Source organism: Jeotgalibaca caeni (assembly GCF_028863945.1).
Lineage (GTDB): Bacteria > Bacillota > Bacilli > Lactobacillales > Aerococcaceae > Jeotgalibaca > Jeotgalibaca caeni.
This window is the reverse complement of the sequence record NZ_JARBEA010000073.1, coordinates 1-10,640: the sequence shown is the minus strand read 5'-3', so window position 1 is coordinate 10,640 and position 10,640 is coordinate 1. Positions and strand designations below refer to the sequence as shown.

General features: G+C 44.8%; 14 protein-coding genes. 13 read left to right on the top strand and 1 reads right to left on the bottom strand.

Annotated elements, in window-relative coordinates; genetic code table 11:
• Window positions 1-140: 140 nt before the first annotated feature.
• Window positions 141-935, bottom strand: coding sequence for a general stress protein (locus PVE40_RS11630; RefSeq protein ID WP_274732114.1), 795 nt, complete (start codon window positions 933-935; stop codon window positions 141-143).
• Window positions 936-1,129: 194 nt separating this feature from the next.
• Between PVE40_RS11630 and dnaX the strand changes: the two genes are divergently transcribed.
• From dnaX to PVE40_RS11565, 13 genes are all read left to right on the top strand, one after another.
• The gene (dnaX, locus tag PVE40_RS11625; protein ID WP_274732113.1) at window positions 1,130-2,962 is read left to right on the top strand and encodes a DNA polymerase III subunit gamma/tau; all 1,833 of its coding nucleotides are present in this window, start codon (window positions 1,130-1,132) and stop codon (window positions 2,960-2,962) included.
• Between the two features lie 14 nt (window positions 2,963-2,976).
• Window positions 2,977-3,291, top strand: a complete 315-nt coding sequence (locus PVE40_RS11620; protein WP_274732112.1) for a YbaB/EbfC family nucleoid-associated protein — start codon at window positions 2,977-2,979, stop codon at window positions 3,289-3,291.
• Window positions 3,292-3,316: 25 nt separating this feature from the next.
• Window positions 3,317-3,913, top strand: coding sequence for a recombination mediator RecR (gene recR, locus PVE40_RS11615; RefSeq protein ID WP_274732110.1), 597 nt, complete (start codon window positions 3,317-3,319; stop codon window positions 3,911-3,913).
• A 26-nt stretch (window positions 3,914-3,939) separates the two neighbouring features.
• A complete protein-coding gene (locus PVE40_RS11610; RefSeq protein ID WP_274732109.1) occupies window positions 3,940-4,251 on the top strand; it encodes a DUF2508 family protein in 312 nt (103 codons plus the stop codon).
• Window positions 4,252-4,318: 67 nt separating this feature from the next.
• A complete protein-coding gene (tmk, locus tag PVE40_RS11605; RefSeq protein ID WP_274732108.1) occupies window positions 4,319-4,966 on the top strand; it encodes a dTMP kinase in 648 nt (215 codons plus the stop codon).
• 24 nt (window positions 4,967-4,990) lie between these two features.
• Window positions 4,991-5,320, top strand: a complete 330-nt coding sequence (locus tag PVE40_RS11600; protein ID WP_274732107.1) for a cyclic-di-AMP receptor — start codon at window positions 4,991-4,993, stop codon at window positions 5,318-5,320.
• A gap of 11 nt (window positions 5,321-5,331) precedes the next feature.
• Window positions 5,332-6,321: a DNA polymerase III subunit delta' gene (gene holB / locus PVE40_RS11595; RefSeq protein WP_274732106.1), complete on the top strand. Its 990-nt coding sequence runs from the start codon at window positions 5,332-5,334 to the stop codon at window positions 6,319-6,321.
• Between the two features lie 38 nt (window positions 6,322-6,359).
• Window positions 6,360-7,166, top strand: coding sequence for a PSP1 domain-containing protein (locus PVE40_RS11590; RefSeq protein WP_274732105.1), 807 nt, complete (start codon window positions 6,360-6,362; stop codon window positions 7,164-7,166).
• A gap of 35 nt (window positions 7,167-7,201) precedes the next feature.
• Complete coding sequence (locus tag PVE40_RS11585) at window positions 7,202-7,555, top strand: initiation-control protein YabA (RefSeq protein ID WP_274732104.1); 354 nt, start codon at window positions 7,202-7,204, stop codon at window positions 7,553-7,555.
• Window positions 7,555-8,325, top strand: coding sequence for a tRNA1(Val) (adenine(37)-N6)-methyltransferase (locus PVE40_RS11580; protein WP_274732103.1), 771 nt, complete (start codon window positions 7,555-7,557; stop codon window positions 8,323-8,325). The genes PVE40_RS11585 and PVE40_RS11580 overlap by 1 nt, the downstream gene beginning before the upstream one ends.
• Window positions 8,312-8,614: a GIY-YIG nuclease family protein gene (locus PVE40_RS11575; protein ID WP_274732102.1), complete on the top strand. Its 303-nt coding sequence runs from the start codon at window positions 8,312-8,314 to the stop codon at window positions 8,612-8,614. Before PVE40_RS11580 ends, PVE40_RS11575 begins: the two co-directional genes overlap by 14 nt.
• Window positions 8,589-9,461: a 16S rRNA (cytidine(1402)-2'-O)-methyltransferase gene (gene rsmI / locus PVE40_RS11570; protein WP_274732101.1), complete on the top strand. Its 873-nt coding sequence runs from the start codon at window positions 8,589-8,591 to the stop codon at window positions 9,459-9,461. The genes PVE40_RS11575 and rsmI overlap by 26 nt, the downstream gene beginning before the upstream one ends.
• 14 nt (window positions 9,462-9,475) lie before the next feature.
• Window positions 9,476-10,480 carry a YdcF family protein gene (locus PVE40_RS11565; RefSeq protein WP_274732100.1) on the top strand — a complete coding sequence of 335 codons (1,005 nt, stop codon included), beginning with the start codon at window positions 9,476-9,478 and terminating at the stop codon, window positions 10,478-10,480.
• Window positions 10,481-10,640 lie beyond the last annotated feature (160 nt).

Here is a 10,640-nt window from a genome sequence, read left to right as displayed (position 1 = left end):
CAAAAAAATGGCTCTCGCCACCCCAAAAGGGATCTGCGAGAGCTATTTCTTTATTCATTTTTCTGGTTTTGTCCCAGACTCATTTTTTTATATTAAAAAAACACTCGCCAAATCATAATCGATTTGGCGAGTGTTAATTTTTATAGTCTCTTCTCTTCTTCGTCCACATCCACTGTATTCACATCAGTCGGAATGGTGTCTGGTTCGGTAGGAGGAGTAACGATGACACGTTCTTCTCCTTCATTCACAAACTCCTCTGCTTGTGCTCCCGACTCATCGGTCGGAATAGGTGTTACGTCTACTTCTGCTGGGATGTCGTGATACTTTCTTTCACTCTGTTGGACGCCGAATGTATCCATTGATTCACTTGGCACATACGTCGTTTCTTGCTCTAAAACATCTTCGTTTTCGTCGATGTCAGGATGGGAATCGGTTTCTGGTTCCATGTCTTCCATGACCACACTAGGATCCGCATCTTTTATTTCAGGTGTATCGGAAGGGGTGGAAGATTCTAAGTTGTCCACCGCGTCTAAATTAAATTTAGATTCCTGAACATGACGGTCTTCAACGAGCAAGACAATTTTTCCGTTTTCTAAGTCTCGTTGGTACCCTTTTAGAAGAACGTGCGGATCATCGTTATCATCGGTATAGTTTCCGGCAGCTCCTCCATGCGAGCGTTCTCCGCGGCTGAAGAAGAATCCGGTGAATGCATCCGTAATGTTCTCCAAGAATGGACGATCATCGCGGCCGATCAACTCATCGGCTTCCTCTGTTTGCACGTCTACCGAGGTTTGCTGTTCTAGGGCACGTAAGTCGTCTTCTTTGTCAGCAACCACCGTAATGGCGCTCTTTTCGTAACCTTCTTGTAGAAGACTATGAATCGCAGCTTCTACCTCTCCAATGGTTTCAAATGGACCTTTAACAAATCTAGCCATATTCTTCCCCTCAACTTCCTTCATTAATTTAAGCCTAGTGTAACGAAAAAACGGTTACACTGCAAAAGATATGCAATTAAAAAGCTGAATGAGTCAAAGTTCTGGCTCTCAAAGGAGTCGTCTTGAAGCCTTTCTATTTTATCCTTTTTCACGTATAATGGAAGAATGAAATGAGCAGGGAAAGAGGGGGAATAATGAGCTATCAAGCACTTTATCGTGTGTGGCGGCCGCAACGGTTTGATGATATTGCCGGTCAAGAAGCTGTTACACGCACACTGAAAAATGCCCTGATGCAGGGGAAAAATAGCCATGCTTACTTATTCACCGGACCACGCGGAACTGGGAAGACGAGTGCTGCGAAGATATTTGCGAAAGCAATCAACTGTCCCAATCAAACGGACGGCGAGCCGTGTAATGAATGCGAGATTTGCCAAGCCATTACAGAAGGCCGCTTGAACGACGTCATCGAAATCGATGCTGCCAGCAATAACGGTGTAGAAGAAATTCGGGATATCCGCGATAAAGCTCGCTATGCCCCAACCCAAGCAGAATATAAAATTTACATTATTGATGAAGTCCATATGTTGTCGACCGGTGCCTTTAATGCACTCTTGAAGACGCTAGAAGAACCGCCAGAGAACGTAATTTTCATCTTAGCAACTACAGAACCACATAAAATTCCATTGACGATTATTTCCAGAACGCAGCGATTTGATTTCAAACGGATTACCTACCAAGCCATCTTGTCGCGTATGTCTTACATCCTGGAACAAGAAGGCATCCCTTATGAAGAAGAAGCCTTGCCGGTTATTGCCCGAGCAGCAAATGGTGGGATGCGTGATGCCTTAAGTTTGTTGGATCAAGTGATCGCCTATGACTCAACAGAAGTGAAGTTCAGCCATGCTGTACAAGTGTCCGGTAGTTTAACGGAAGAAATGATGATTTCGTTCCTGGAAGCCTTGCACCAGCAACAAGCGGAACAAGCCCTGTCGGTCCTGCAAGAAATTCTAGCAGAAGGCAAAGAGGCGGGTCGTTTCTTGGAAGAAATGATTCTCTTTGTTCGTGACGTTCTGGTATACCAACAGACGAAGAATCCTTCGAGCGAGGCGCTGGAACAAAAGAGCGACCGATTCCGTGCTTTCACAAAGGAAGTCGCCCCAGCGTTTCTATATGAAGCCATGTCGCAGTTCAGTTCCACACAGAGTGAGATGCGTTTTTCAACTCAACCAGATGTATACTTAGAAGTCTTAGCAGTGAAATTGTCGCAACCCCTACCCGGGAAACCTGTGGCAGCTCCTGTTGCGACGGTTGATACGAGTCCATTAGAAAAAGAAGTTGCGGCCTTGAAAAAGGAGCTAGCAACCCTTGTTGCATCAGTCCAAAATGGTACAAGTGAAACGAAGGCAGTGAAAGCTGCACCTGCAGCTCCTCGATCAAATGGTCAGCGGAATAACGGCTTCAAACCGGACTTTGCCCGTGCTCAACGCATCATGCGGGAAGCAGTGAAGCAAGACTTGGTTACGTTGAAATCCCATTGGGTAGACATACTGGACGTTTTATCCGTAACCCAGCGTGCTATTTTGCGCCAAGCAGAACCGGTAGCTGCCAACGGAACAGCGTGCATTTTGTCCTTTGAGCATGATATCTTGTGTCAAAAGGCGAGCGAGGATCAAGATTTACAATCCGCGCTGGATGAAGCGATTCGCCGCATGACCAACCGTCCGGGCGAAGTCGTCTGTGTGACTGCTGAACAATGGAATGGTCTGAAAAGAAGCTACGTGCAAGACCTGAAGGCAGGAAAAATTACTCCGGTGAAGCAAGAACGCCCGGCAGAAGAGAAAAAAGAAACACGCCCATCCGCTGAAGAAGAGGATTGGAGCAGAGGGTTAGAGCCACCTCCCGCCTTTGATGAAGAAACGGGAATAGACTTAACCCATGAGAACGATGAAGAAAGTTTAGAAAAAGAAGTAGTGGATCAAGCCATCAGTATGTTTGGCGAAGAACATATTACAATTATTGATGAATAAAGGAGAGAATACAGATGCGTGGAAATATGGGAAATATGCAAGGTATGATGAAACAAATGCAAAAGATGCAAAAACAAATTGAGGAAACACAAAACGAGTTGAACGTAACCGAATATACTGGATTTGCGGCTAATGAATTAGTAGCAGTAACGATGACTGGGGACAAAAAAGTAACCGATGTAACCATCAAACCAGAAGCAGTTGACCCGGATGATGTAGAAATGTTACAAGACTTAGTACTAATGGCTACGAACGATGCCTTAGAAAAAGTCGAGGCAGACCAAAAGGCAAAACTAGGTAAGTTTGCTAAAGGAATGCCTGGATTCTAAAAATAGAGGAGATTAGAGAAACGGCATGCAGTATCCAGAACCGATTGCAAAATTAATTGAAAGCTTCATGAAGCTACCCGGAATCGGCCAAAAGACAGCGGCCCGATTAGCTTTCTTCTGCTTAGACATGCAAGAAGATGAAGTGCTTCATTTTGCGAATGCATTAATCAGCACTAAGCGCGACCTCCATTACTGTTCCAATTGCGGCAACATTACGGAGTCCGACCCTTGTATCATCTGTTCGGATGAAGGCAGGGACCAATCGACAGTGCTTGTTGTGGAGAGCCCACGTGACATTATGTCGTTAGAGAAAATTCGGGAATACCACGGATTGTATCACGTTTTGCATGGCGTTCTTTCTCCAATGGAAGGAACTGGACCAGAGGACTTGAATATCCCTGGACTCATTAAACGACTGCAAAGTGATGCAATCAATGAAGTCATCATCGCGACAAACGCAACAGCAGAAGGAGAATCCACTGCGATGTACCTTTCGCGTTTGATTAAGCCAGCAGGAATTAAAGTCTCTCGTCTCGCTTATGGATTAGCGGTCGGAAGCGATATTGAATATGCGGATGAGATGACGCTGTTTCGCGCAATTGATGGAAGACGCGAGTTGTAGTTTTCGTTTTGAAGGAGTCGAAAGTTATGATCTTTCAATTAGGACGGACGAATCGCAAGAAAGTTCCTACCAAGCTTGTCCTCGACCAACAATTGGCGGAGACGATTCAATCTGTGTATCGCCAATCCCAGCTTCTGCAAGAGTTGGAAAGAAATGCTTATGAAGTGCCAGAAGAGTTGTATATTCGGGCGAAGCTTGAGCGAGCGAAATACTTGTATTTGATGAAGGAAGCACGCGTACGGAACCTTTCCAGTGATATCGACGCACCAAAAAAAGCCAAGCCTCATTATTTGAAAAAACGCAAATACCAAAAAGATCACTTATTCATGGATAAATGATTTCCAGGGAACTACCGATTGCGATGGTAGTAGCGTATAATGAGAAGAGAGGAAGCAAAGAGTAGAGATGGACGGAATTTTTATTACCTTTGAAGGGCCAGATGGAGCAGGAAAAACAACCGCACTACAAGAAGTGAGTCGACGTTTAGCTGCTACCGCGAACAAAAAAATCGTGACAACCCGGGAGCCGGGTGGTAGCCCGATTGCGGAAAAAATCCGCGACATTATCTTGGATACCGCACATACAGAAATGGATGAGCGGACGGAAGCTTTGCTGTATGCTGCTAGTCGACGCCAGCATTTGGTAGAAAAAGTAATTCCAGTACTAGCAGAAGGCGGTTGTGTCTTATGTGACCGCTTTGTGGATAGCTCGGTTGCTTATCAAGGATTTGCCCGGGGGATTGGCACAGCCGGTATTTTCCAAATCAATGACTTCGCCATCGAAGGCGTGCAGCCTCACTTGACCTTGTATCTAGATATTCCAGCAGAAGAAGGACTACGGCGCATTGCAGCAAGTGGCGGAAGCAGAGAAAATAATCGACTAGATCAAGAAGCCCTGGCCTTTCACCAAAAAGTGCGAGAAGGCTACTTGCATCTCGTAGAGGAACATCCAGAACGGATTGTAGTAATTGATAGTCAGCAATCAAAAGAAGCAGTTGTTGAGCAGTGTTTAGCAGTGATTCGCGAGCGATTTGCTGCAATGTTTGAAGCATAGATCACGAAGAAAGAGGAGATCAGGATGAAACTAATTATGGCTGTTGTTCAAGACAAGGATAGTGCATTGTTATCTGATGAATTAGTGGAGGCAAACATTCGTGCGACAAAGTTGTCCTCTTCAGGCGGATTCCTACGAGCAGGAAATACAACCTTTATGATTGGGGTAGAAGATGATCGTGTGAAGGAAGTTTTACATGTCATCAAAGTGAATTGCGAATCAAGAGAGCAATACATGACCTCACCCGTTAGTTTGGATGTATCCTTAGATAACAATATCCCTTATCCAATGCAAGTGCATGTAGGCGGCGCGACTGTTTTTGTCTTGCCTGTTGAAAGTTTCCACCAATTCTAATGTTAGTATCGATGGAAGAAAGGCAACCAGCTTTACTTGAACTTTTTTCCCGTACGTTCCAGAACAAACGGTTAGGCCATGCCTACTTGTTTGAGGGTGCACGTGGAACCGGGAAGAAAGAGATGGCTCGCTGGATTGCGAAGTTACTATTTTGTCAGGCACCGGCAGACGGGAAACCGTGTCAGTCGTGCCGAAATTGCCGGCGGATGGATGAACAAGAGTTGCCGGATTTGATTGAACTCGAACCCGATGGACAATCGATCAAGGTCGATCAAATCCGCCAATTAAAGGCAGAATTCCACAAAAGTAAAGTCGAAGCCAGCAAGAAGGTCTACATTGTAGAAGACGCTGAAAAAATGACAATCAGTGCGGCTAACAGCCTGCTGACCTTTCTGGAAGAACCGGGTGCGGAGACGTATATCTTTCTCCTGACAACTGCGAAGGAAAACATCTTGCCGACGATTCGTTCGCGCTGTCAGATCATCCATTTTCAACCGTTGAAGCGGGATGTGATGACTGAACTCTTGTTGCAAGAAGGTATAGCAAAGAGTGACGCTGAAGTGTTGGCAGCGGTGACGAATGACTTGGCAGAGGCAAAAGAGTTAGCGGCAGACGAGCAGTTTCGTTTGTTGCGGGAGAAAACATGGAGCTGGTTCCAATTATTGGTTGCAGGAGATGCAATGGCCTTTTTATATGTCCAAATGAATCTCTTGGAAGCAGTGAAAGACAGAGCCCATGGGTTCACTTGTTTAGACTTATTGTTGTTCCATTACCGAGACTTGCTGTATGTCTCGTACCAACAGGAAAAAAATATCATTCACCAGCAGTATCTCCATACCTATCAATCAATGACGCAATCTTTACGTAGGCAAACGGGTATTACGGATCAGATGGAAACCATCTTGGCCGGGAAGCAAATGCTTCAAGTGAATGTCCAAGTGCAAGGCGTACTAGAGGGGATTGCCATTCACAGTCTTCAAAATCTAAAAGGGTCTAAGTAAGGACGGAAACGGTCTGTATTTCGAAGGAGGGAAGGCGAATGAAGGAAGTAATCGGCCTGCGGTTCATGCCGAATGGCTCCATATCTTACTATGAGAAAGGCACAGATGATTATCAAGAACAGGACCGAGTAATCGTTCAAGTTGGCGAATATTTGGAATGTGCCAAGGTAGTCATTGCTTCAAAATGGTGCCAGGATCAAGATGCAACACAACCAAGTATAGATTTATTGCGCAAAGCAACAGCTCGGGACTTGGAAGTGGTAAAAAGGAATCAAATCGATGAGGCGCTGGCATTTCGAATCTGTAAGGGGAAAATTCGAGAAGCTGCTCTCGAAATGAAGCTCGTGAAAGCTCAGTATTCTTTTGATCGCCAGAAGTTAACCTTTCTCTTCGCTGCAGCCAATCGCGTGGACTTCCGTTCTTTAGTGAGGGAATTAGCGAGTACCTTCCATACACGGATTGAATTACGCCAAATTGGAGCTCGTGATGAAGCAAAAATATTGGGTGGAATCGGTCCGTGTGGCAGACCGCTTTGTTGTTCCACTTTCTTGGGCGATTTTGTGCCGGTATCCATTAAAATGGCAAAGGACCAAGATTTGTCATTAAATACGGCTAAAATTTCAGGGATTTGTGGACGATTGATGTGTTGTTTGAATTTTGAGAATGAAACATATGAAGAGTTGAAGAAGCAAATGCCCGACTATGGTCAAGAAATCGAAACACCAGATGGACGTGGGAAAGTGGTTGGATTACAATTATTGTCTCAAGTTGTCAGAGTCCGCTTGTTCAAGGAAAATCGAACAGTAGAATATCCATTTGAAGAATTAAATGGGATGCCGGTATAACACTATAGAAGAAAACAAAGATGTGAGTGAATGCAATGGATAAACGAGCCTTATTTGATCAATTTCATCGAATGGAAAGCCGTGTTTCTTCCGTAGGGGAAGACTTGCGCGATATTCAAACGAAGCTAGATCAGTTAATTGAGGAAAATACAACCTTACAAATTGAAAATCAACACTTGAGAGATCGGGTTGACTACTTAAACAAGCAAATTGAAGCGGATGCCGCCAACGCGGAGCCAGAAATGTCTAAATCCCGCTTAAATCTGCAAAAATTATATGAAGATGGCTTCCATGTCTGCAATGTTTACTATGGCAGTCGCCGCTTAGACGATGAGTCTTGTGTGTTTTGTCTGGATGTCATCTACGGAGAACGGGAGTCGCGGAATTAATGGAAAAGGAAGAAAAAAGCCTGTCGCTACTAAAAGAAGGAGAACGGTTGGATGTCTTGAAGCGAGAGAACATTCAAATCATTCAAAGTTCAACTGTCTTTTCCTTTTCCTTGGATGCGGTCTTGCTGGCTGACTTCGCCAACGTTCCGCGCAAACGAAAAGCCACAATTGTTGATTTCTGTTCAGGAAACGGCGCGGTGGCCTTTTTGTTAACCGGGAAAACGGAAAATCCCGTTATCGGGGTAGAAGTACAGGATGCATTAATTGATATGGCACGGAGAACGGTTCAATTGAATCAACTGGAAGAACGAGTTTCCTTCCTCCATGCGGATATTAATGAAATTACTCAATTGATTCGCCCAGATTCGGTCGATGTGATTACTTGTAATCCGCCTTATTTCAAAGACTTGCCGTCAAGCACCAAGAATGATTTAGGCGCCTTTACAATTGCCCGTCATGAGATTTTATTGAAACTGCCTGAGTTGATGGAACAAACGAGCCGTTTATTGAAGATGAATGGGAAAGCTTATTTCGTGCACCGGCCGGATCGTTTGCTGGAAGTGCTGGATGCGATGCGCGCCAACCGTCTGGCACCGAAGAGAATTCGTTTTATTTATCCGCGGGTTGGGAAAGAAGCGAATATGATGTTGTTAGAAGCCATCAAGGACGGAAAAAATGAAGGGCTGCATATTCTGCCCCCTCTTTATGTTCATGACGAAAACCGAGAGTACACAGAGGAAGTGCAGGCGATTCTTTTTGGAACAGAGTAAAGAGCCCCGCCACTATTTTTATGTATTGGAGTGTGCGGATCAATCTTTTTATGCTGGTTACACAACCAATCCAGAACGGCGGGAGAAGGAACACAATGCCGGCATTGGATCGAAGTATACAAAGGCGCGGAGACCGGTCCGGATGATTCACCAAGAAAGCTATGAAACGCGCAGTGAAGCAACGAGAGCTGAAGCAGCTTTCAAAAAGCTGACGCGAAAGGTAAAAGAAGAACAATTAAGATTGTGGAAAAGAGGGGAAGAACATGTTCGGCACACAGAAAAGTTATGAGGCGCATGAAACAGGAACGCTCTACCTCGTTCCAACGCCAATCGGGAACTTGGGCGACATGACCTTTCGCGCAATCGAAGTTCTAAGAGAAGTGAACTGGATTGCGGCGGAAGATACCCGCAATACTCGGAAGTTATTAACACATTTTGATATCGATACACAGCAACTTAGCTTTCATGAACACAATACACAAGAACGCATCCCTTATTTGGTCGAGTTATTAACAAATGGTGAATCAATTGCCCAAGTAAGTGATGCAGGAATGCCGTCTATTAGTGATCCGGGACATGAACTGGTTCAAGCCTGCATCGAGGCAGGTATCCCCGTTGTGCCGTTACCGGGTGCCAATGCGGGAATTACCGCTTTGATTGCCTCCGGACTTCCGCCTCAGCCGTTCACCTTCATCGGGTTCTTGAGACGCAAGAAGAAAGAACAGGTCGCACAATGGGAAGCACTGAAGAATAAAGAAGAAACCATGATTTTTTATGAATCACCGCATCGCTTGAAAGAAACGTTAGAGAATATCATTTCTGTATTAGGCGAATCACGTCGCGTCGTGGTTTGTCGCGAGCTGACGAAACGCTATGAAGAGTTTACGCGCGGATCTGTTAGAGAAGTGCTGGAGTGGGCAAAGGCAGGCACCTTAAAAGGAGAAATTTGTCTTCTTGTTGAAGGAAATTCTGCACCCGAACCCGAAGCTTCCGCAACCTATCCGGATGATTTGAAGAGTCACGTAGAAACTGTGATGGCTGACGAAACGTTCTCTTCCAAAGAGGCAATCAAGCAAGTTGCCAAAATACGGAACTTGAAAAAGCAAGAAGTCTATCAAGCTTATCATGAACTATAGGGAGAGAAGAATGGATGATATTTTATGGACTCGGAATCATCTCTAGTCTCATCTATATGTGGTATCGCAAAGACCGTACCTCACATTCAACAGCGGTTTTCCTTTTTCTTGCGACCATTCTGTTCGTTGTGCTTGGATTTATCCAATCCCGGACACAACTCATCTATCCACTTTTTTCGGATATCCTGGATGCTCTATTGGCACTAGCGCCGTATGTGCTGACGTTTGTTAGCATAGCAATCATCCTGCATGCGAGCCGCCGCTTAGTGAAACGCGGCTGGTCACGTAAGTACGGGGTGTTAGCCATCTTGGCTGGCGTATTAGTTACAACAGAGAGTCTGATTTTCATGAACCGTATCTGGTGGCGGGCGGAATGGCTCTTCTCCATCGACTTTTTATTAAAGTATTTCTTTTTGTATTTGGTCATTACATTTTCTGGTTTCGTAGGTCTGGCATTTCTATACCGCTGGATTCGGCCCAGTTTGAAACAAGACTATATTATTATCCTTGGTGCGGGTTTGCAGCCTGATGGAACCATTAGTCTCCTGTTGAAACATCGGCTGGACGAAGCGCTCCGCTTCTATCAAAAACAAATCGCTGCCGGCGAAACACCGGCCCGTTTCATCGTGAGCGGTGGGAAGGGTCCTGATGAGCCTTATTCGGAAGCAGAAGCCATGCAGGACTACCTAATGGGAAAAGGAATTGTTTCGAAGCAAATCTTAGTAGAAAGAAACTCCATTAATACGCATCAAAATTTCCTCTTCAGTAAAGAGATAATGGAAGAAACAGCTGCGTACCGAGGGATCGTCTTTATTACGAATAACTTCCATGTTTTGCGTAGCCGTATTTATGCGCATCAACTAGGAATTGAAGCAGAAGGGATCGGCGCAACGACTCCCCTTCATTACTTGCCGTACGCGTTGTTGCGTGAATACATTGCTTTGTTACTCGTTTTCCGCATGTATCATGTAGTGGCAGCAAGTTTATTTTTAGCATATGCTTGGTTATTTTTCCGATAAAAAAGTTCCACGAAGAGAAATCTCTCGGTGGAACTTTTTATATGAAAACACAAGCTAAAAAAAGCGCAAAAAGTCACTACCCATGGTATCATGTAGGTGTTAAAATTTTAAATTTTTAGAGGGCTCTTGTTCTGTTGCCGCAGACCGAGAGCTTTTTCCT

Coding starts and splice junctions, on each gene's coding strand:
- rsmI (WP_274732101.1), top strand. CDS start 8,589: ATGTTCGGCACACAGAAAAGTTATGAGGCGCATGAAACAGGAACGCTC.
- PVE40_RS11630 (WP_274732114.1), bottom strand. CDS start 935: ATGGCTAGATTTGTTAAAGGTCCATTTGAAACCATTGGAGAGGTAGAA.
- PVE40_RS11620 (WP_274732112.1), top strand. CDS start 2,977: ATGCGTGGAAATATGGGAAATATGCAAGGTATGATGAAACAAATGCAA.
- PVE40_RS11565 (WP_274732100.1), top strand. CDS start 9,476: ATGATATTTTATGGACTCGGAATCATCTCTAGTCTCATCTATATGTGG.
- holB (WP_274732106.1), top strand. CDS start 5,332: ATGGAAGAAAGGCAACCAGCTTTACTTGAACTTTTTTCCCGTACGTTC.
- PVE40_RS11585 (WP_274732104.1), top strand. CDS start 7,202: ATGGATAAACGAGCCTTATTTGATCAATTTCATCGAATGGAAAGCCGT.
- dnaX (WP_274732113.1), top strand. CDS start 1,130: ATGAGCTATCAAGCACTTTATCGTGTGTGGCGGCCGCAACGGTTTGAT.
- tmk (WP_274732108.1), top strand. CDS start 4,319: ATGGACGGAATTTTTATTACCTTTGAAGGGCCAGATGGAGCAGGAAAA.
- PVE40_RS11600 (WP_274732107.1), top strand. CDS start 4,991: ATGAAACTAATTATGGCTGTTGTTCAAGACAAGGATAGTGCATTGTTA.
- PVE40_RS11610 (WP_274732109.1), top strand. CDS start 3,940: ATGATCTTTCAATTAGGACGGACGAATCGCAAGAAAGTTCCTACCAAG.
- PVE40_RS11590 (WP_274732105.1), top strand. CDS start 6,360: ATGAAGGAAGTAATCGGCCTGCGGTTCATGCCGAATGGCTCCATATCT.
- PVE40_RS11580 (WP_274732103.1), top strand. CDS start 7,555: ATGGAAAAGGAAGAAAAAAGCCTGTCGCTACTAAAAGAAGGAGAACGG.
- recR (WP_274732110.1), top strand. CDS start 3,317: ATGCAGTATCCAGAACCGATTGCAAAATTAATTGAAAGCTTCATGAAG.